Consider the following 21,934-nt stretch of genomic DNA (forward strand, 5'->3'; position numbering starts at 1 on the left):
CCTCAATTGCCGGGATAATTCTGAATATCGTCGATGATATTTTGAGCCAGTTCATCAGCACTTTGCATCGAATCAGATTCTGTATAGATCCTGATCACCGGTTCTGTGTTTGATTTGCGCAGATGTACCCATTTCTTTCCAAACTCTATTTTTAAACCGTCAATAGTACTGTATGGTTGCTGCTGATATTTTGCTTCTACCTTTTTCAATAAGCCATCGATATCCATCCCTTCTTTCAGCGTGATCTTATTTTTTGAGATATAATATGCCGGATAGGCTTGCCTTAAAGCGGATATCGTTTTTTTTGATTTAGCCAAATGGCTTAAAAACAACGCGATACCTACCAGCGCGTCCCGGCCATAATGCAGTTCGGGATAAATAATTCCGCCATTGCCTTCGCCACCTATTACCGCGTTAACTGCTTTCATTTTCGTTACGACGTTAACCTCGCCAACAGCCGAAGCTTCATAGGTTCCGCCGTGGTTCCCGGTAACATCACGCAGGGCGCGGGTTGACGACAGGTTAGAAACCGTGTTGCCGGGCGTATGCTGTAAAATATAATCGGCTATGGCCACCAGGGTATATTCCTCGCCAAACATACTGCCGTCTTCGTTTACAAAACACAAACGGTCAACGTCAGGATCCACTACAATTCCCAAATCAGCCTTTACTTCCAAAACCTTTGCCGAAATGGCAGTAAGGTTCTCTGGCAGCGGCTCAGGCTCATGCGGAAAATCACCGTTTGGTACGCAGTATAGTTCTTCAATCTGCGTTACGCCCAAAGCATTAAGCAACGGCGGCAAAAAAATACCACCGGTAGAATTTACACAATCAATAACTACTTTAAAATCAGCTGCTTTTATTGCGGTAATATCAATCAACGGCAGGGCCAGGATTTTATCAATATGTTTTCGCAGGTATGAATCATCATTGGTTACCTTACCTAAATTATCTACGCCGGCAAACTGCCAATTGGTATCTTCGGCAAGCTCAAGTACCCTTTTACCTTCGTCATCATTGATGAACTCGCCTTTAAAATTGAGTAGCTTAAGGGCGTTCCATTGTTTAGGATTATGGCTGGCGGTTATAATAATTCCACCACCTGCCTGCTCGTCAGGTACGGCAATCTCAACCGTCGGCGTAGTTGAAAGGCCAAGATCTGTCACGCTGATACCTAATCCCATTAAAGTGCCGGTTACCAGGTGATTTACCATTTGCCCGGAGATCCGCGCATCGCGCCCTATAACTACCTTGCGGTTACGGGTAGTTTCAATAACCCAACGACCATAAGCAGCTGTGTACTTTACAATATCGGCTGGCGTTAGCCCGTCTCCGGCGTTACCGCCAATGGTGCCTCTGATACCTGAGATTGATTTTATAAGTGTCATTATTACAGGGTGTTATTAAATTTAAATCTCACAAATGCTTCCATCGCTTCATACTCGGCAAGGCCGAGTTGATTATAAATATTTGCAGTTTCGCTGGTGCGGTCTTCTGCCCTCATCCAAAACTCTCTTGCATCATCACCCGGGAAAACCGGCCTGTCCTTTTGCGATTGGTGCTTAAAAATAGCTTCGCGCTTACGTTCTACTTCTTTCGGCGATAAAGGCACACACATTTCTATTTCATGGGTTTCAAACTCATGCCAGGCACCGCGGTACAGCCACAGCCAGCAATCTTTAACCCAATCCTCGTTTGTGCCAAGGCGCTTTAATGATTCATGCAAAATATCAAAACAGGTTTTATGGGTGCCATGCGGATCGGCAAAGTCTCCGGCCGAATAAATCTGGTGGGGTTTAACCTGCTGCAGGAGCACCATGGTTTGTAGGATATCATCCTCATATGATACTTCCTTGCTCGTTTTGCGCTTATCATAAAACGGTAGGTTTTGAAAATGAATGTGCTTATCGTCAAGGCCTACAAACCGGGCACCTGCTATGGCTTCGCCTTTGCGGATCAAACCTTTTATTATTTCAACTTCCTGCGGGTCGCGCTGGTTTGGCTGTTTTGTTTGCAGAAAGCCACGCATGTCTGCGTAAATAGCCGCCAGCTTTTTATCGTCGATATTTTGTGAGCGGGAAAAATCAATAGCAAATTCCACAAAACGCAAAGCATCGTCATCCCACACAGCGGTATTGCCAGATGTTTGGTAAGCCACATGCACGTCATGCCCCTGGTCGGCCAGGCGGATAAAAGTACCTCCCATAGAGATCACGTCATCATCAGGATGTGGCGAAAACACAATAACACGCTTACTTGCCGGTTCGGCCCTTTCGGGGCGCTGGGTATCATCAGCGTTAGGTTTGCCACCCGGCCAGCCAGTTATGGTATGCTGAAGTTTATTAAAAATATGGATGTTGATATTATAAACCGGACCCTTTTCTGTTGCCAGTTGTGCCATACCGTGATTGTTATAATCATCGTCAGTTAGCTTTAATATGGGTTTGTTAAGTGTCTTGGCGAGCCATATCACCGCTTTTTTTATTAACTGCTCATCCCATACACAATCCTTTACCAGCCACGGCGTATCAAACCGGGTAAGTGCCGAAGCGGCAGCGGTATCCAACACAAATTCTACATGATCAGAATGTTGCAGATAAGTAGCCGGTATATCAGCCGAGATCTCACCTTCCACTGCTTTTTTGATGATATCGGCCTTTTTGGCATTCCAGGCCATCAATATTATTTCGCGGGCCTTAAATATGGTACCTATACCCATGGTTATGGCTTTAGCAGGTACGTTGGCCTTGCCACCAAAGTCATGCGCCGCATCGCTGCGGGTAAGCTCATCTAATGTTACCAGGCGCGTACCTGAATTGGGAGCCGATCCCGGCTCGTTAAAGCCAATGTGCCCGGTACGGCCTATACCCAGAATTTGCAGATCCAGTCCGCCATAAGCGGTCATTTTTTGTTCATAATCCAAACAAAACGCGGCTATATCGTCCTGCGCCAAAGCGCCGTCAGGGATATGCACGTTTTCCGGATCAATATCTACATGGCTAAACAGATGCTTGTACATAAACACCTTATAGCTTTGCGGCGCTTCGGGGCTCATCGGATAATATTCATCCAGGTTAAAGGTAACCACGTTTTTAAAGCTCAACCCTTCTTCGCGGTGCAACCGGACCAATTCATTATACACCGCTATTGGTGTTACACCCGTAGCCAGGCCAAGTATTACCTTTTCACCATTTTGCAATTTTTGTTTGATAATACCTGCTATACGTTGCGCCACAGCTTTTGACGCGGTAAGCATGTCTGAATAAACCTTAACAGGCAATTTTTCGAATCGTGTTTCTTCTAAAAGATTTAAGCGTGGCATAGTTTAAATTGTGATGATAAGAAGGTGATTTATTTATATCTGTTAGCCGGCAATCATTTGGGTTCCGGTTTTTAATGTATTTTTAAGATTTAACCATTCGTTTTGTATGATACTGCTTAGCTTTTCTTTATTCATCTCTAGCATCTTAAGCAGTTGTATCTGCGCACGTGTGCGCTGCAGGTTGTGCTCCGCAAACCGGGTTTTGTAATAAACATCGCCCTCCAGGTAGTCTGTTAAAAAACGCACCGCCTGCATATAGGGCAATAACAATACGCCCATCATCAGCGACTTTAATTCAGCATCTGTTAAGAATGAAATAGTTTGGCTTAAATACCCTTTAGCAAATCCTTCAAACAACGGGATATTTAATTGTATGGCATCAAGGTTTTTTTCATCCTCGGGCGCGGTATTTATAATACTGCGAATAGCATCGCCAAAATCATAGGCCACATAACCGGGCATTACAGTATCCAGGTCAATAACGCATTGAATTTCGTCGGCCTGGTCAAGCAGGATATTGTTAAACTTCGTATCATTATGCGTAATACGAAGCGGAAGTACCCCGGCCCTACCCAACTGCAATATCTCATTCATACTATCGGCGCGGCTCAGCAAAAACCCGACTTCTTCCATTACCGACGCTGATCTTTGCACACTGTTATTTTTTATCGCTTTGTTAAAGTCATTTAGCCGTTTTTCTATATTCAAAAAATCGGGGATAGTGCTTACCAGCAAATCGGGATGCAGATCGCATAATAAATTTTGAAACCTTCCAAAAGCTACGCCACCCTGTTGGGCCTGTTTAACATTGGTAACCAGGTCATAACTCTTTGTGTTATGCAGGAAATTGGTCATGCGCCAGTAGTTTTCTTGTGCATCCTGATAATAGTATTTACCATTATTGCACTTGATAAGGGTCAGCACCTCTTTTTCGGGGTGGCCGATTTTGGCTATTTTTTCTTTAAGATGATTGGTAACATACACCATATTGTTCATCAGGCTGTCTATGTCCTTAAAAACAAAATGATTAATTTTTTGAAGAAGGAAATCCACTCCTTTTCTGGCTTTCGACCTAATAATAAATGTGTCATTGATATGCCCGGAGCCAAAGACGTTTATATCAAATTCACCTCCTCCGGTGTTAAATTCTGCAATGATGTCTGCGAAATTATAAGCTGCTGCTATGTTATCCATTACTAAAAATCCTGTAATTCAAAACTATAAAGGCGTCTTGAAGATTATAAAAAGTTTCCTGTACAAATATAACACATTTTTGCGTGTACGAGCACGCATATTTTGATAATTATTTTATTAAAAAAATTACATCATGGGTTTGGTTTGCTATAAAGATTTGGCGTTCATGACTTTCACTTCGTAAGGCGCGAGCTTTACGACAATAGCGCCCCCGGAATAAATTTTTTCCTTAGACTGTGTACGGACATTATAGAAACTATAGTTGCCGCTTAAATCTGAAGGTATTTCAAATATTTCCCTCACGTTAATGATTATGGACTGTGGTAAAGCAGTTGGGTTACGTAAAGTAAGCACGCCTTTTTTATCGGCCCAACCAGCGTAACCATAAGGCTGGCCCCTTGCAGGGTCGCCACCCACCCAATGTATGTCCGCCAATTGTTTCTTGTTGGCTTTTGACCAGTTTGCCGCGTCGCGAATACAGTTCCAATCATTACTATTTAGCTTATGTGGATTTACATAAAGCTCCTGCAAGCCCGTTCCGGTTCCAAAAAATGCCCAAATCTCGTCAGTTACATCCTTGTCGTCCATTTCAAGTTTGCCGGGCAGCCCGTTATCGGCAATACAAATACCATGGTACATGATGGAATTAAGCGGGAAAAGCGGCGCGCGTTTTACAATGTTTTTATAAGCCTGCGCGTCTTTGTAGGTTATCCATTGCTGCCTTTTAGCGCCGTCGCCGGCAAGACCCGTATCGTCACCGGCGCGCCAGATTGCATCCCCATATTTAAGCCAATAAACCGATGGCCAGGTGCCTACGGTAAGGCTCAGGTACAGGTCGGGCTTGTTGCTTCGCAGCTCGGTAATGAGCTTTAAAAATGCTTCGATATCTTTTTGATAAGTAATGCTTGCACCATTGGCGCCGTTGCCCGCTCCTACCCCGTCAAACTTAAACATGGACACGTTATAGTTTTTAATAAATGATAAGGTGACATCCCTGAAACGGTTATAATAAACCGGGCCGGTTAATGAGAAGCCATTTTCATTAGTCTCAAACGGAGGGTTTTGCTTTTTACCAAATGCCAGCCGTTGCGCCTTAGGATCATCATATCCTCCCCATGGCGAGATCCAAACGCCTAATTTTGCGTTTACGGCTTTGGTTGCTTTGCTTAAATTGGCAAATCCCCGAGGGAAACCCGGGTTGAATTGCCAAAGGCTTTTATTATCATCCCAGCCGTCATCAAACAAAAAGGCGTCCAGCTTTACGGCCCTTTTGCTGATGAGACTGTCGGTAAATACTTTTATGCGGTCCAGGCAAACGCTGTCGCTCAATTTCCGGTCGACCCACGACAGATCAAACCAGGAGTTATAGTGCAATACCTGCCGATAAGGGTGCGCACGCTCGTTTTCTACGTAGTATAAAAATCCCCTGCGCAATTGCCCGGCAGGCACAACACCGAATACAGAGGATATGCTTAGCAGGCTGCCTGAACGTAAAGCTTCCAAGCGTGGCAAATAGGCCGTTGTATATGTTTTATTTGCTAATGTCTGACTCATCGGATGCTCGACCGAAAAGAACATATTACGATATATCAACGGCGATCCGTCTACCGTACCTACTTTTTTGGCAGCCACCGAAGCAGGCAATTTTACCAGGGTGACTTTGCTAATTTTGACTGAATCTTTAGCATAAAAGGTAAATACCTGTTTTACAAAATTATCATTATTGCAAAGGGAGGCCTCCCAGTGTACCTTTAAGCCCAACCCGGCGCTTTGCAGGTCAGCAGTACAAATTTTTCTGGCTGTTTTATCATTTAAAACTGACAGGCCATTCACCCTAAAATCATTGGAATTAACAATCGACCCATCTGCCAGCGCAAGTTCAAAAACAGGCATATTCAGCGTCAGTTGCTGATGATTTTGCTTATCCTGAAAAGCAACCAGTGTCAGTTTTCCTCCTTTATTTTTAAAACAGAGACTAAGCACCCTGTTTTGCAATATTACCGTGCCGTTTTGCTTTTTAATAGTTGCATTGCCGGGAGCGATACCGGGGTAGGTTACCTGTGCACCGCTATTTTGCAAGCCTAAAAAAAAGCAGACAAAACCTGCTAAAATGGATTTTTTAAGATCGGTCATTATCGTTGTTAAAAAGGATTTTCATTTATATATTTTTCCCATGCCCAGGCAGATGCCAGCATTTCGTCAAGGCCCAATTGAGCGGTCCAGTTCAGTTTGTTTTGCGATTTGGTAACATCGCCCCAGATCTTGATAATATCTCCTTCGCGACGGTCGCCAATGCGGTAATCAAGCTTTACACCAGTTACCCGTTCAAAAGCATTTACCACTTCCAATACCGAATTACCCTTACCCGTGCCTACATTAAAAGTTTCGTAAACCGCGTCCATTTGTCCGGCTTCCATACGTTTAATGGCAGCCACATGAGCTTTAGCCAGGTCGACCACGTGAATATAATCGCGGATGCAGCTGCCATCGGAAGTGTCGTAATCATCACCGTAGACGGTTAGTTGTCCTCGTTTGCCAATAGCCGATTGGGTTATAAAAGGCACCAGGTTTTGCGGCACACCGATAGGTAATTCGCCAATTAATGCCGAAGCATGGGCACCCACCGGGTTAAAATAACGCAGGGCGATCACCTTCAACCCGTTGCCTGCATTGGCCGTTTCTCTTAATATCTCCTCACCAATTTGTTTGGTATTGCCATACGGCGATTCTGCCGTTTTTACCGGCGCCAACTCATTTACGGGCAACGCGTCCGGCTCGCCGTAAACAGTACATGATGAAGAAAATACGAAGTTAACGGGCCTGCCTTTAATGGCATTAAGCAGGTTTACCAAAGTACAGATATTGTTATCATAGTAAAGTAAAGGATCTTTAACCGATTCGCCTACAGATTTGGAAGCCGCAAAATGAATGATGCCTTCCAGATCGGGCTGCGATTTGACGAAATCAAATACGTTTGTTTTATCCCTCAGATCGAGTTTTTCAAAAGTTGGTGTAATACCCGTAATGGTTTTAATCTGATCGATAATTTTGATGTTGGAGTTAGAGAGGTTATCTATAATTACAACCTCATAACCATTTTGCTGCAGTTCAACAACCGTGTGCGCACCAATATAACCTGTGCCACCCGTAACCAATATTTTACCTTTTTTTAAAATACTCATCCTTTATTTATCTAATTGTTTAATTCACTTGTATGATCGCGTTCAGTTTATTATAGCCTGTTCCTGCTTCCCATAGATCCTGGTTGGCTAATTGGATGCTATACTCAGGCCTTGCCGAAATACGCGCGGCAGCATCGGGCATATTGAGGTAAACCTCATAACGGCCCGGCTTTAAACCGGCGGGTAAAGCCAGGTTTTGATGCAGATCTATGGTCCCGGTAAACCACCTGCGGATATCGGTTTTAAAAGTGATTGCGGTTACTTTGCCGTCGGCTTTGTTCTTCAGTACCAGTTGTACCGGCCTGGCATTATAGGGCGAAGCGTAGCCGACATTTTGAATATTTAAAGCAACCCGGATAGTGCCGCCTTTTTTTACCCTGGTTGAAATCGTTGCCGAGCGCAATACAAAGCGGTAACCCATTTTCTGTTTGATCTCATCCATACAGCCACCGGTAACCCAATCATCATTTACTGTAGTGTTATAAGCCGAATTAAGGAAACTATAGTGAAAGCCTGCAAACTCCTGCTGTGCACGTCCTGTCGGTCCGCAATCATTTTGGGGGCTAAACGTATCGTCACAGGTTTCGCCACCTACAACCGTGTACCGGCTGTCAGCCATTTCAAACTCTCTTAAAGCTGGTGTTGCATCTTTTTGTGGCGATGATGAATTGCCGTAATCATTATAAGTGCCATAGTCTGTCGGCCCTGATAAAAAGCAGTCGTTATGAAACCCTATTCGGGCCTTATCTGTACCACTGAATGCTTCTGCCTCATTAAGCGCTGCAGATTGCACGCCTGCCGAAACTCCATATACATACCGTTGTTTTAATTGTGGAACGCGCACCTGTATCATCCTGGATTTTGGTAATGCGTTTAGCAACGCTTTGAGTACCGCTGTACGGTCGCGCCAGTTGCTGTCAAGCACCCTGCCATTGCCGCTATTTGAAGCATCGCCAAAATAATCAGAGTAATAATTTTCGCCCCAGATGCCTATAAAACCCATTTGCATACAGGCGATGATATCTACATTTTGTTGCAGATAAGGCTTTAACTGTTTAATGTGATTAAGTACAACAGGCTTTGAGGCATCACCATAAGGCGGGCAAATACCATCGCCGCAATTGCCGCCATGAGCTTTATTAACATAGCAAAACCGCACAATAAGCTTTACTCCCGCTGCGCGGGCGGTGGCGCAATCCTGGTTAAAATTCTTCAAAAAGCTAGCAGATATCGGCGTTTTGATAAAACTATCCAATATATATTCTACGTAAACCAAACTGCTTGATACCGAATATAAAGCCTTATTAACTTTTTGATTGGTGCGGTAACCTATCAAAGTATTTTTATCCAGGGGCACATAATTCGACGCAAAAATATTTTGCTGCCTGTAAAATCCTCTTTCAGGATTTACGATATCCGCTGTACTTTCACTATAGTTGATAGTGGTATCGGCCCGCATGGCCGCTGCATTTTTGCTACTGCCTATAAGGCATACCAATGCTATTACTACTGAATATGACTTCATAGTTATGGATCTTTAGCCGAACGGTTTATTCCGCATGGCGATTTATATTGGATTTTGTTATATCTTAATAAAGATCTTGTTGCGGCTTAGCCAGTAACAAATGCCCCATTCGGCAAATAATGTAACTATTGCCGATGCCAGTGCAACCATTGGCCCCGCGATACCCACCAGGCCTAAACCGCCCTTCACAAACACGCCTACCGCTCCATTAAACCACTGTGCGCCAACGGTTTCAAAAAACAAGTATAGAAAAATAGCATTCATACCCACTACCGTAAAGATCCACACCCACCGGTTAACGTGTTTAATATCCACCAACCAGTATAAGAATGCCATTAATAGCAATACCCAACCGCCGGATGCCAATGCGAAAGAGCTGGTACTGATCCTTTTTATAATAGGGGTAATATTTGTCGCGTCAAGTCCGAAACCTATAACCAGACCGGTTATGCCGGCTATTATTAAATAAGATATTTTCTTTTTAGCGGTTATCGGCGATATTAATAATTTACCGGCCAGCACGCCCCAGATAGTATGTGCCGCAGTGGGTATAATATTAATGGCTACCCATCCGTCCGAATTAACTTTACCCATGAGCACAGTATCCAGGTAGGCGCCAAAATTATGGGATTCCACAAAAGGCTGATTAAAACCCGGCATAAGGACGGTGCGGTATAAAATTTCGGTTATCACCAACAATGCAACCGTAAATCCGATCTGGAACCAGAATGACCTGTTAATGATCAAATAAGCTATTATAGTGGTAAAAGAAAGCTGCGTAAGCACGTTCCACAGCTCGAACACCAATTTGCCCGCATAAATACAATGAAGGCCAGTACCTAATAAAAATAGCTTTATGGCCCGTATGGCAATGTGTTTAAAGTTTTGTTCCCAGGTTATGCCTTTTTTTAATTTTGACTGATAGGATATGTACATAGCCGAACCGGCCATTAACATAAAGGCAGGCTGCACCAGATCCCAAAGGTGCAGGCCATGCCATGGATGATGGAAAAATTGGTCTATAACCATATCTGCCCCCTTCCCCAGGTGCATATTCCTTAATGACTCCCAAACTGTGCAGCTTTCGCCGGCAAGCAGGATCATGATAAGGCCACGCATCACATCAAGTGAAACCAGGCGATTGGTTGGTATTTTAACCTCGTCCTCCATATACTAATCAATCAACAAATTGTCTTTAAAATACAGATCATTTATAAAATCTTAAAAATCAATATCGAGCATCATTTAATCGTTAAATCAAATATATATAACTTTTGCGTGTTCGCACACATTTTTAGAAAAAATATTTTCTTAATCTGGTTTTAGCAAATTCCTAAACTATAGCGTGCGAATAAATATCGCCAAATAAGCTATATGAAATTTACCGTTCCGAAGTATTCGGGCGCATGGAAGTTCGGTTCTGTACTTAAAATATTGTTCCAGCTTAAGTAATGGGGATCAGGCGTTTCATCGCCGCATTTATAAAAATTGGCTTTACATTCTGCATCCCTGAGCGAGGTGATATTGTGATAGACAAATACGCCGAAAGGTATATCAAGTGTAATTTCCCATTCGCTAATACCCTCTTTACCAACGTTATTCATTTGTGTAGAAACTTTTATCCGCTTCACCTCATCAACCGGAAGTTCTACCCGGTTAAATTTATCCGGGCCATAAGCGGCATAGGGCGTACCTATACAGTTAAACTCAAGATTATAATAATTAATGCCGTTATCAAAAGACACAAAAAATTCTACACAGCTATCTTTATATACCAGGTCATTAACTCGGGTATGCCTGGCTATTGCATATTTTTCTTTTACAAAATATTTTAAAAGGAGACTATGGTCAGTATAAGCCATACTAAATACAACTCGCGGAAAATAACCGTTGTCGCTCCACAACAGGTTGTCAATTGCTTGCTGCGGACTATTATTCAATAGCAATTCAACAGATTCTGCTAGTTTTTCAACTGGAATAAATTGACAATCAAACTGCTTGGTCATTATCTTGAATTAATCGAAAAGACGAAATACGCAATTTAATTATTGCGTGTTCGGGCACAAATTTAAACTTGTTTGGGAAACAAACAATACTATCGTATAAAAATTGTTTTTTTTAAATCTCGATGAACAGCTGGTCCTTCTCGTCCAGGAAATAATTAAGGTTTTCCTTGGTCACTACATCCAAAGGCAGGTATTTAATAATAGGAACTTCCTTTTTAAATACCAGATATTCGGCCAGTTGATAAATACCCCAATAGCCCTGCCCTTTGGGGTTTTGATTGATGAGAAAACTGATAGCCCCATTGTTCAAATAATGAAGGTTGGGCGGTATCAGGTCATAACCAATAAGTTTAATATGGTTAATATGCCGCTGCTCAAGGTATTTGGCTATATCATAAGCCTGTGATGTTGTGACAAAGATCAGTTTCAGGTCAAATGTATTTTCAATCAGCGCATCCAGGCTTTTAATAAAGTTAGACTGGCTTGAACGTGTAAGCTCAACATTCAGGATCTTATATTTATGGTCGAGGTTATTTTGAGCAAAATAGTTTCTAAAACCCTGCTCTTTTTTAACCAGATGCTGGGCATTACTTATCTTTTCGTCAATGTGGGCAATAAGCATGGAGCAAGCATCCGGATTACCATAATGAGCCAGCTTAGCCGCCAGCAACCCGCTTTGATAAGAATCCTGCCCAATATAACTCAGTGGATCAAAATCGGCGATCTGGGTATTGAATAATACGAAGGGTATATTATCGGCCTTCCATTTTTCAAAAAATGGCAATGTCTCTTTATAGTAGATCGGCGATAATAAAATGCCATCCGGTTTTCTACGGGTTAGTTCAGTAGCTTTTTTTACATAATCATCAACATCCTGCGGATTAAACACGTATTGCTCTACAAACACATTGTATTGCTTAAAATCCTGTTCGGCTTTTTCAATCCCGGATTTTGGAGCGGTCCAGAATGCGTCATAATTATGATCCGGAAATAAGGCGGCAAAATGATATTCCTTTTTCGACCCCAGCATCCGGGCCATCAGGTTAGGTTCGTAGTTTAACTCTTTGATAATCTTTAATACCCGGTTCTTTACGTCTTCTGCAACTCTGCCCCTGTTATGAATAACCCGATCAACCGTTCCTGTAGAAACCTCGGCTTTAAGCGCGATGTCTTTTATGCGGACAATAGTGTTTTTCTGCGGGCGTTCTTTTTTCATTTGTTAGTATTAAAAGTCAAAGCACTGAATAAGTTATCCATTCATCATTATAAATCAGCATTAATTTAAGACGCGGGTAAAGACACCTTAACACCTGCTAATATTTATTGCGCTAAAATCAGACAAAGTAATGAAATAAATACTGAAAGCAAGGTTGTTCACGGCTAAAAATATAGATTAACTTTTTTCTTATCAAACTTTGATTTAAAATTAACCCGATCAATCGAAACTTAAAAACGGGCGTAACATCGCCCTCCCTTTTCTACATGCCTTGCGTGGACTTTTAATTATAAAACAAATGCCTAAATAATTGCTGTTCAATTATTTAGGCATTTGTTTTATAAAAAGGATTATAGTAGGTTATCTTGCTAAGATAAAAGCAAGAAACCCCTATTTGTTAACATAATACCGAATATGGTAGGGCAGATTAATAAGATTGATTGAATCAATATTTCCCAGATCTAAAACCTGGCCATTTTTTAAGTAGATTTTGCCCTGACGATAAACTGCAGGATATGTTTTACCATCTTTAAAATAATTACCGGGCACCGGCACATCACCTGGCTGGCCTAATTTAACCGGCTCTTTAGCCTTATCAATGATCCATTCGCCGGTTGACGGACGAAACAGTGCCATTTCAGCCCTGCCATCACCATCATAATCGCCCGGCACAGGGATGTCCCCGGCAACGGCTTTTAATTGTAAAGGAATATTCCCCATACCTACCACCTGCCAAAGTGCGTTTGCTGGGTTATAAAAACCAATATCTATAATACCGTCGCCATCATAATCGGCCGGAACAGGTATCGCATTCTTTACGCCGTGCTTAACACTATCGATACCATTAATGTACCAGGTATGATTTGATGGCCTGTAAACCGCGGCATCGGCAAACCCGTCGCCGTCATAATCGCCCGGCACAGGTATATCTCCGGCTTTACCCAGCTTTATCACTTTACCATCTCGCAGATAAAAACTCCCTTCGGATGGCCTGTAAACAGCTAACTCTGTTTTACCGTCACCGTTATAGTCGGCCGGCACGGCGATGTCCCCTGCCTGACCAAAATTTATAGCGGGTTGGCCGGTTATTTTCCATACACCGTTGTTAAAAGATACAAGTTCAGTAGTTTGGTCATTATTCATATCCAGATAACGGGCAACGTTGGTTTGGTGAAACCAGGGCGTAGTGAATTCGCTGTCGGCGTCTTTTTCCTCTTCGTTGGTATAAGGAGAAAATGTACGTACACCAATCAAGTCATTGCTTTTTGAAAACTTCATTAAACGCATTAACCCATGGCCGCCCTGCGGCCTGCTTTGGTAATCAGACATAAAAGATTGGATGATATTACCTGCATAGCCGTCACGGCGGTAACCTTCGCCATTATCACCTACGTGGCCGGATAAGGTTAAGCAAACATTAGGATAGTGTTTAAGGCGATCAACAATATGACGGGCCTGTTTACTAAACGGCGGGAAACCTTTTTCATTTGTGCCCGCGGTATGGTTATAGAATAGTATGGAATGGCTTACCAGGATAGCTTTACGGTCTTTATATTTCTCTAAAAGACTGCAAGCCCAGTTGTTCAGGTTTTCGATATCCTCGTCGTATGAATCATATTCAAAATAAATAGTGATAAAGTTAACTCCGCCGGCACTAAACAAATCGTAATGGCTGTCATTATCATCACGGTAATGCCCCCCATAGTACGGTTTGTTTTTAAAATGGTCAATGCCAAAGTATTTGTTATACTGGGTGGTTTTACCACTCAGCGGATACTGACTTTTAGTTTGATCATGGTTGCCCACCGCAAGGCCATAAGGGATACCGGCCGGGTAACCGGGCATTGGTTTATCAAGCACATACATTGCCGCGGCGGCATTTTCCCATTCTATGGGGAACTTTTCGCCGTCGTCAGATATATCGCCTAGTTGTATCACGTAGACAATATTTTCTTTAGTGGCATTTTTTACTATCCAGTCCGTTTGCGCCCGGAACATTTCTTTTTTTCCGCCATTTTTTTCAGAGGTATAGTATTGGACATCGGGCAGCACCGCGATTGAAAAATCTTTTGGCGCAACAGGCGCTTTGTACTGGGCATAAGTTGCCGGTGACAGCAACAAAGCCGCTATCAATAATAGTTTATTAAGTTTCATAAAAATTAATAAATGGTGCCTTAATTATTTTAAAATCTCTTTGGCAATAGTACCGGTACCGTCATTGGGCAATCCTTTTATTGCCAATATTTTAGTCATCACATCGTACACCTCGATATTATCAAACGTAGGGATTTCCAGGTGTGGCTTAAAGGCAGGCCCCCAGGCAAAAAATGTGGCCTGGTTGTCCTTAACTTCATGACCGTCAAAACCATGTGCGCCATAGCCCGTGCTGTTTGTAAATATTTTAGGATGTTGCGCCATAAGCATAATATCGCCAATCCGGTTGTATCTATCGTCCCCGGTGCCGAAATGAAGTATTGGCGGCAAATCCTTTTTAAGCACTACATCATAACCGTCTGCATGCTCTGCTTTTAGCTTTTCATACATCGGCATAATATCTGCCGGGTTTTTCGCGTACAGACTTACATAATTGCCTTGCGATACGGTAATGAACTTATCCTTATCAATAGTTGACGGAATTTGCAGGCGATGTTCGCGGTCGAAATTGAACATGCCATGATCTGATACAAATATAAAATTAACAGGCATACCGGTTGATTTTGCTGCTTCAACCATTTTGCCTACAACGTCATCAACAAAAGCAACAGCATTTTTTACCTCGGCCGAATTAGGGCCATAAGTATGCCCGGCATGATCGGCATCCGGGATATAGCAGGCTATAAAATGCGGACGCTTCTCTTCAGGTAAACTCAACCAGTCCTTTAGCGCCCTCCCTCTTTCTTCGGCCGTGTAAACGTGGTTTTTGAGGTGCTTATACAGGTAAGTAATGTGTACACCCTTAATCGCGGGGTCGGTATCAATATAAAGGAAACTTGCGGTTAGCATTTTTTGCTTTTCCGCAGTTACCCAAATCGGCTCTTCGCCAAACCAGCTGGCATCGCGCGGTTTAAACATCTCGTTGCGCGCCGGGTCATAAAATTCATTCCCCACAATACCCGAGTGAGACGGATATAATCCGCTCACCAGGGCAAAATGATTAGCATGCGTCGACGCCGGGAACGATGGCATCATTGACGCGGCCCTTACCCCCTCTGCCGAAAACTTCAACAGGTTTTTAGCCTGATATTTCTGCGCATAATCCCAGCGAAAAGCGTCCGAACAGATCAATACCACATAGGGCTTACGCATTTGTTCGGCGCTGTTTACGCGGCCCTCAACAATATTTTGAAGGCTATCGTTTTGTGCAAAGACCGCGTTGCAGCAAAACAAAAACAAAAGCAGAAGATTTATCTTTTTCATCCTGATTAAATCATTAAAATGCATAGCCCGGATTTTGTTGCATACCTGGATTCAGGTTTTTCTCAGGCAACGGTATCGGGAACAGAAACTTATAGGCCTGGATATCAAAAGCGCTGGCTACCAAATTGGTGTACTTTGTTTTGGCTAGCGCGGCATAGGCCTGCATAATTGCCAGCCCTTTATCGCTACGTTGCAGATCGTGAAATCTTTTATTTTCAAAAGCCAACTCTACCCGCCTTTCATGCAAAATAACATCCCTTAATGCCGCCTGCCCTACTGTTGTACTGGCTGGCAAACCTGCACGCGTCCGTACGGCATTTAATGCAGTTAAAGGCGACTTACCTTGCTCGTTCTGCGCTTCTGCTAACAACAATAATGCTTCAGAATAGCGATAGATCGGCCAGTTGTCATTAGAGTTTGTCGCGGCAACATAGGGGCCATGTATATATTTTTTTATGAAAGGCGTACCAACCTTACCGGCAGCCGGCGTATAACCAACCACACTTTTAACGGCTGAGATGGTCATAACATAACTGGCATCAAATACACCTTCGGCCATGCCGATTGAGGCGTCCAGGCGCTTATCATTGGGTTCATAAGCGGCTATCAAATCAAATGATGGCGTGTTCCAGCCTGAACCCGAGGTATTACTTGGAAATGCCGTGCCTGTAATCAAAGCCGTATTGGTGGTTTTAGGCAGAAATTGAAAAATCACTGTATTAGGCTGAGTACCCACCGCGGTTCCTTCCAGGTACTGTACTTCAAATAGCGATTCTTTACCGTTTTTATTAGCCGGCAAAAAAGCATCGGCATAATTACTATTAAGGGCATATCCCATTGCCGGCAATGTATTTAACAAAGTTTCGGCCTCAGCGTATCTTTTTAGGGTGACATAGACATCGGCCAATAACATCGTAGCTGATCCCTTGGTAGCCTCACCTGTCTGGGGAAACTTTGCAGGGGGCAGCAGCTCGTTAATGGCATCTTTTGCATCTGCAATGATCTGGGCGTAAACTTCGGTCGCGGTTGAGCGGTTTTTAAAAGCATCTTCGGCTTTTGTTACCTCAGTTAGGTACAAAGGCACCCCGCCAAATAAGCGCACCAGCTTAAAATAATTCCAGGCACGCAAAAATTTTGCCTGTCCATCTGCTCTTGCTTTGCCGGCTGCGGTTGCTTTTTGGGCCAACGGGATACGGCCAATAACAATATTTGCTCTGGAGATACCGGTATAACAATGGTAATAAACCGCGTTTACATAGTCGTTATTGGCGTCGTTATTCCAGTCGGATACATTTTCACGATAAACGGTTGCTGTACCCCTGTTATTAGGATTAGGAATGTAGTGTGTGTTGTCAGACCGCATTTCTGAAGTATGATAATCATTGATCAACAAGTCGCGCAAAGGCACATAAGCAGCCGCAACAGCTTGTTCCAATTGGTCGTCAGTTTGAAAAAAGGTTTCGGGCGATAGCGAATCCTTAGGCACCAGGTCTATAAAACTTTTTTTACACGATGATACCATAACCGCTAGCAGCACCATCAATAAATATTTATTTTTCATTTCTTTTCTTTTTTAAAATGGATTATTTAAAAGTTGCAACTACACCGGCAGAATAGGTACGCGGCACAGGATAAGCGTTTTCATCAACACCAATACCGTTTAGCGCGTCAGAGCCAGAAAGACCTATCTCCGGATTGGCACCGCTGTAACCGGTTATGATGAAGGCCTGCTGCACCGAACCATAAACCCTTAAATTTTTAAGCAACAGCTTATTCAGCTTGAAATTATAACCCAGCGATATGTTTTTAGCTGTCAGGTATGAACCGTTCTCTACCCATTGGGTATTTACTGATCTGCCAATAGCAGTAGTACCTGTTTTGGTACGCGGGTAAACTCCTGAGCCGGGGTTGGCTTCCGATCTCCAATGATCCAGAGCTGCCGCAAGTGGCACCCTTGAGCCGTCAAGGTTGGTTAAATAGGCCCATTTAGCAGCCGCCAATATCTGGCCCCCAATCTGCCCAGCCATAGAGATATTCAGATCAAAGTTTTTATAAGTAAAATTATTGGTTATTCCGAATGTAAAGTCGGGTGTCGGATCGCCAATAAAAGTACGATCATTCACATCATCAATGATACCGTCATTATTCAGGTCCTTCATTTTCAGCGTACCGATATCCGAGGAACCATTATTGCTTAAACCGGTACTTTGATACTTAGCTGAGGTAGCCAGATCTGCGGCATCCTTATATAATCCCAAATTAACAAACCCATAAAACTCACCAAGGTGATGACCAACCTGGTTTCGATAATAATCAGACGTAACCGTATTGTTGCGGCGAAGGTAGCCTGGGTCGACCAGATTCTTGATCAGGTTACGCTCAAAAGCAACGTTAACACTGGTGGTCCATTTTAATTTACCGGTAGTATTTATGGTATTAACTGTAATTTCATGTCCCCAGAATTCCAGCTGGCCAATATTATACTGAATATTCGCAAAACCGGAGGCCCTTGGTATCGGCCGTGCCTGGATCAAACCATCGGATAGCTTATGATAATAATCATAATTAACCGATATGCGGTTTTTAAACAGATTTAATTCCAGGCCGATATCAAACTGCTTGTTTTTTTCCCAGGCCAATTCGGTATTACCCAGCGTACCAATTGTTTGACCCTGTATTAATACGCCATTTAACAGGTAATTGTATTTAGAAAGCGTTGGAATGGCCGTATAATTACCGAAACTGTTATTACCGGTTATACCATAGCTTACACGTACTTTAAGCAGGTCAATTTGTTTAAACTGTTCCATGAACTTTTCATCGCTGACGATCCAGCCTGCGGACACAGATGGAAAATATCCGTATTTACGCTCCTCACCAAATCTGGATGATCCGTCCTGCCGAACTGCACCCTGTAACAGATACTTACCTTTATAATCATAATTTAAACGGCCAATAGCAGACAACAAAGAGTATTGGGTAGTACTACTTGAAGCTGCAGAAATAACAGAAGCAGCGCTTAAGTAAGGTATATCATCATTTGGGAAGCCTGTACCACTGATAGAATTACTTTTTGAATCAAATTTTTGTATTGAATAGCCTGCAAGCGCTTCGATATGATGGTCTTCATGAAATCTTCTTTCGTAATTCAGATAGGATTCTGCGGTATATGAAAAATTATCAACTGAAGAACTTATCCCGGTAGATGCAGCCGGTGCCGCAGCAGAAGTGGATAAAGTAATAGAAGGTGAAAACTGGCTCCTGGTTTCAGCACCCTTGTCTACCCCAACATTTGTTTTCAAACTAAATCCCGGTAAAAACTCATAATTAATAAATCCATTAGCCAGTATGCGGGTGGTGATATAATCATCCATGGTTTCGTTAAGTAAAGCCAGTGGATTAACATAAGCGCTCATACCGGTAGAATATGCACCTACAGCATAGGTACCATCCGGATTGTAGGGTTTGTTTATAGGGCTTGCTTCAAAGATCCGTTCATAAAAACCGCCAACACCGTCAGTGTTAATTCGATTGTTATGATCCATACGATAACTTGGCGCCAAATTAAAGCCTACTTTTAACTGATTATGACTACCCAGTGTCATGTCCTGGTTTATACGCAGCGATAATAACTTGGTACCTGAATTAATTAAAACCCCATCCTGTGTTTCATAACCTAACACCACCGCTGATGATGATTTTTCGCGTGAAGACAACACGCTTAAGTTATACTTTTGAATAGGCGCGGTACGTGTGGTTAATTTAAACCAATCGGTGCCCTCGCCATATTGAGAAGGATTTTGATAAACCGGCGGCACTACCGCGTTGAAAGGCGATTCATATAATTTAGCGTCGGTGAATTTTTCATTCATAAATTCAGCCCATTGCTGGCCGTTCATAACTTTAGGGACGCTGTTTTGCGGGATCTTCTGCATACCGACATTGCTGCTGAACACAATTTTTGAATCGCCGGGCCTGGCATGTTTGGTAGTGATCAGGACGACGCCATTTGCCGCACGTGAACCATACAGGGCGGTAGCAGAAGCATCTTTTAATACGCTAAATGATTCGATCTCATCAGGATTGATATTGTTAATGCTGCCTGTTATTGGCAGGCCATCTATTACAAACAATGGCTGATAGTCAGTAGAGAATGAAGCGGCCCCGCGGATACGGAATGCAATACCCCGCCCCGGCTGACCACTGGTTTGTGATACATCCACGCCGGCTACTTTGCCCTGCAGCTGTTGGCCAAACTGCATCACCGGCATATCTTGCAACGGCCGTGCATCTACCTGTGTTATGGCGCCGGTGACTTCCCGGCCACGCTGTTTACCATAACTTACAGTTACTTCGTCAAGTGTGCTGCCTCCGGTAATTTTAATATTGAGTATATAAGGTTTATCAGAAGATATGGTTACATTCTTAAACTCAATTAGTTTTGAACCCACAAAAGTAGCTTGTATAGTATAAGTTCCTTCCGGAACTATAATGGCATAATTACCATTGACATCAGAAACACCACCCAGGGTTGTTCCGGTAACCCGGATATTGGCACCGGGTAAGGGTTCGCCTGTTTCATCAGTTACCTTTCCTGATATCTTACCCGGCTGTTGCTTACGCATCAGTAGGATATTTCCGGCTTCGTCTTTAAAAATGATGTTAGTACCTTTAAATAAAGTGCTTAATATTGTTTCAAGCGGCTGGCTGTTAAAACTGATCCTTTCAATAAATCGATCCTTTAAACCCAGGTAATCAGCGTCATAGGCAAAAGACAGATTAGTTGTTTGCTGTATCTTTTTTACAGCCTGGTAAAGACTTTGATGGTCGAAACGGATGTTAACCCGGCGGGTTAAGCTTTGCGCGTCAACATCTGCTGCATTAACATATAACAGCCCGAGTGTTAGTAAGATACTGAAGGATAAAATGGTAATTCGCATAAATTGCTTCCACAATTGTGTATAATAATTCATATTTTTGTTTTGCTTTGTGATTGTGAATAAGTTACGGGGCATTGCATGACCGGATTGCCGTCCATTGTCTGCAAAAAAAGCGGTTCTGGTCTCAGAGCCGTTTTTAGCTAATAGAGGATTATATCATTCCCCTCCTTTCTGAATTTTGTATGATGCAACTGGCTAATGATTTTAAGCAGTTGGCTGGCCGGCATTTGTCGTGAAACGCGCAGGCTAAAATGATATTTCTGGATTCGTTTGTCCCGGGTTTGAATGTTCAGGCCAAGCATATTTTTGATTACTAACGAAAGTTCGTTAAAGTTGGCCTCCTGTAAATCTGCATAACCCTGTTTCCAGCTTTGGGCGTGATCTGTCGCTACAGTTTGCTGGCTGCAGCTATTGGTTAAAGCGTCATAACTTAACTGCTGTCCCGGCAGTAACATACCGAGCGTATGGCCGTTTTGAGTGACACCAACTTTTCCGGTTGCCACTGAAACGATAACAGAAGTTAATTTTTTATAATTTCTGATATTAAATGAGGTTCCAAGCACCTGTACGTTGACATGGCCGGCATGCACAATAAAAGGATGTTGCCGATCCTTCTGTACTTCGAAGAAGCCTTCTCCTTCAATCAACTCTATTTCACGAAGCTTTCCTTCAAAGGCAACAGGCACCTGTATCCGGCTGGCTGCATTCAGCCAGGCTATGGAACCGTCTGGTAAGTTAATCTTCTTAATGCCGCCGGTACCTGTTGTAACCGTGTAATAAAGCGTTCCTCCCTTTTTTGAACCGCCGTATTTCCATACCAATAAAGAGATCGTGGTGATAATCGCCACACTGGCCGCGATACGCAAAAATGAAATGGACCGTACCTGTTTTTTAACGATGCCCGCCTCTATATTCTCACGAATAGTTTTCTCTAAAAGCCAGGCTTGCGGGTCTCTGAGTTGACGTTCATCCGCATCATAAGAGCGATACCAGGCCTCAATCAATGCGCGCTCGGTTTCATTAGCGGTGCCGTCTAAATACCGTTGTAATTTTTCTTTAAATTTATATATATCCATCAGGGTTGTTTTCAGTAGTAAGTCGCTGAAAAACCCAATAGGTACTTATAATTTAT

Annotated in this window: 14 protein-coding genes; all 14 read right to left on the reverse strand. The window is 42.9% G+C overall.

All coding sequences use genetic code 11. From position 1 onward, the window contains the following. Positions 1–2: 2 nt before the first annotated feature. The 14 genes from glmM to LJ658_RS01970 all read right to left on the reverse strand — a co-directional run bounded on the left by glmM (position 3) and on the right by LJ658_RS01970 (position 21,878). Positions 3–1,388: a phosphoglucosamine mutase gene (glmM, locus tag LJ658_RS01905; RefSeq protein ID WP_230544762.1), complete on the reverse strand. Its 1,386-nt coding sequence runs from the start codon at positions 1,386–1,388 to the stop codon at positions 3–5. A 2-nt stretch (positions 1,389–1,390) separates the two neighbouring features. Beyond that, the gene (nagB, locus tag LJ658_RS01910) at positions 1,391–3,322 is read right to left on the reverse strand and encodes a glucosamine-6-phosphate deaminase (RefSeq protein WP_230544763.1); all 1,932 of its coding nucleotides are present in this window, start codon (positions 3,320–3,322) and stop codon (positions 1,391–1,393) included. Between the two features lie 42 nt (positions 3,323–3,364). Beyond that, positions 3,365–4,516, reverse strand: coding sequence for a phosphotransferase enzyme family protein (locus LJ658_RS01915; protein WP_230544764.1), 1,152 nt, complete (start codon positions 4,514–4,516; stop codon positions 3,365–3,367). Positions 4,517–4,663: 147 nt separating this feature from the next. After that, complete coding sequence (locus tag LJ658_RS01920; protein WP_230544765.1) at positions 4,664–6,649, reverse strand: hypothetical protein; 1,986 nt, start codon at positions 6,647–6,649, stop codon at positions 4,664–4,666. An 8-nt stretch (positions 6,650–6,657) separates the two neighbouring features. Beyond that, complete coding sequence (galE, locus tag LJ658_RS01925; RefSeq protein WP_230544766.1) at positions 6,658–7,698, reverse strand: UDP-glucose 4-epimerase GalE; 1,041 nt, start codon at positions 7,696–7,698, stop codon at positions 6,658–6,660. A 19-nt stretch (positions 7,699–7,717) separates the two neighbouring features. Beyond that, a complete protein-coding gene (locus LJ658_RS01930) occupies positions 7,718–9,223 on the reverse strand; it encodes a DUF4832 domain-containing protein (RefSeq protein WP_230544767.1) in 1,506 nt (501 codons plus the stop codon). A 57-nt stretch (positions 9,224–9,280) separates the two neighbouring features. Next, entirely contained in the window at positions 9,281–10,393 is a 1,113-nt protein-coding gene (locus LJ658_RS01935; RefSeq protein ID WP_230544768.1) for an acyltransferase family protein, read from the reverse strand. Positions 10,394–10,593: 200 nt separating this feature from the next. Beyond that, positions 10,594–11,229 (reverse strand): carbohydrate-binding family 9-like protein, encoded by a 636-nt coding sequence (locus LJ658_RS01940; protein ID WP_230544769.1) that lies wholly within the window; start codon positions 11,227–11,229, stop codon positions 10,594–10,596. A gap of 112 nt (positions 11,230–11,341) precedes the next feature. Continuing rightward, a complete protein-coding gene (locus LJ658_RS01945) occupies positions 11,342–12,445 on the reverse strand; it encodes a substrate-binding domain-containing protein (RefSeq protein WP_230544770.1) in 1,104 nt (367 codons plus the stop codon). Between the two features lie 390 nt (positions 12,446–12,835). After that, complete coding sequence (locus tag LJ658_RS01950; protein WP_230544771.1) at positions 12,836–14,599, reverse strand: hypothetical protein; 1,764 nt, start codon at positions 14,597–14,599, stop codon at positions 12,836–12,838. 24 nt (positions 14,600–14,623) lie between these two features. Continuing rightward, the gene (locus LJ658_RS01955; RefSeq protein ID WP_230544772.1) at positions 14,624–15,862 is read right to left on the reverse strand and encodes an ectonucleotide pyrophosphatase/phosphodiesterase; all 1,239 of its coding nucleotides are present in this window, start codon (positions 15,860–15,862) and stop codon (positions 14,624–14,626) included. A 13-nt stretch (positions 15,863–15,875) separates the two neighbouring features. Next, positions 15,876–17,423, reverse strand: a complete 1,548-nt coding sequence (locus tag LJ658_RS01960) for a RagB/SusD family nutrient uptake outer membrane protein (RefSeq protein WP_230544773.1) — start codon at positions 17,421–17,423, stop codon at positions 15,876–15,878. A gap of 22 nt (positions 17,424–17,445) precedes the next feature. After that, entirely contained in the window at positions 17,446–20,835 is a 3,390-nt protein-coding gene (locus LJ658_RS01965) for a TonB-dependent receptor (RefSeq protein WP_230544774.1), read from the reverse strand. A 107-nt stretch (positions 20,836–20,942) separates the two neighbouring features. Further along, the gene (locus tag LJ658_RS01970) at positions 20,943–21,878 is read right to left on the reverse strand and encodes a FecR family protein (RefSeq protein WP_230544775.1); all 936 of its coding nucleotides are present in this window, start codon (positions 21,876–21,878) and stop codon (positions 20,943–20,945) included. Positions 21,879–21,934 lie beyond the last annotated feature (56 nt).

The sequence above is a fragment of the Mucilaginibacter sp. UR6-11 genome (assembly GCF_020880695.1).
Lineage (GTDB): Bacteria > Bacteroidota > Bacteroidia > Sphingobacteriales > Sphingobacteriaceae > Mucilaginibacter.

Coding starts and splice junctions, on each gene's coding strand:
- glmM (WP_230544762.1), bottom strand. CDS start 1,388: ATGACACTTATAAAATCAATCTCAGGTATCAGAGGCACCATTGGCGGT.
- nagB (WP_230544763.1), bottom strand. CDS start 3,322: ATGCCACGCTTAAATCTTTTAGAAGAAACACGATTCGAAAAATTGCCT.
- LJ658_RS01915 (WP_230544764.1), bottom strand. CDS start 4,516: ATGGATAACATAGCAGCAGCTTATAATTTCGCAGACATCATTGCAGAA.
- LJ658_RS01920 (WP_230544765.1), bottom strand. CDS start 6,649: ATGACCGATCTTAAAAAATCCATTTTAGCAGGTTTTGTCTGCTTTTTT.
- galE (WP_230544766.1), bottom strand. CDS start 7,698: ATGAGTATTTTAAAAAAAGGTAAAATATTGGTTACGGGTGGCACAGGT.
- LJ658_RS01930 (WP_230544767.1), bottom strand. CDS start 9,223: ATGAAGTCATATTCAGTAGTAATAGCATTGGTATGCCTTATAGGCAGT.
- LJ658_RS01935 (WP_230544768.1), bottom strand. CDS start 10,393: ATGGAGGACGAGGTTAAAATACCAACCAATCGCCTGGTTTCACTTGAT.
- LJ658_RS01940 (WP_230544769.1), bottom strand. CDS start 11,229: ATGACCAAGCAGTTTGATTGTCAATTTATTCCAGTTGAAAAACTAGCA.
- LJ658_RS01945 (WP_230544770.1), bottom strand. CDS start 12,445: ATGAAAAAAGAACGCCCGCAGAAAAACACTATTGTCCGCATAAAAGAC.
- LJ658_RS01950 (WP_230544771.1), bottom strand. CDS start 14,599: ATGAAACTTAATAAACTATTATTGATAGCGGCTTTGTTGCTGTCACCG.
- LJ658_RS01955 (WP_230544772.1), bottom strand. CDS start 15,862: ATGAAAAAGATAAATCTTCTGCTTTTGTTTTTGTTTTGCTGCAACGCG.
- LJ658_RS01960 (WP_230544773.1), bottom strand. CDS start 17,423: ATGAAAAATAAATATTTATTGATGGTGCTGCTAGCGGTTATGGTATCA.
- LJ658_RS01965 (WP_230544774.1), bottom strand. CDS start 20,835: ATGAATTATTATACACAATTGTGGAAGCAATTTATGCGAATTACCATT.
- LJ658_RS01970 (WP_230544775.1), bottom strand. CDS start 21,878: ATGGATATATATAAATTTAAAGAAAAATTACAACGGTATTTAGACGGC.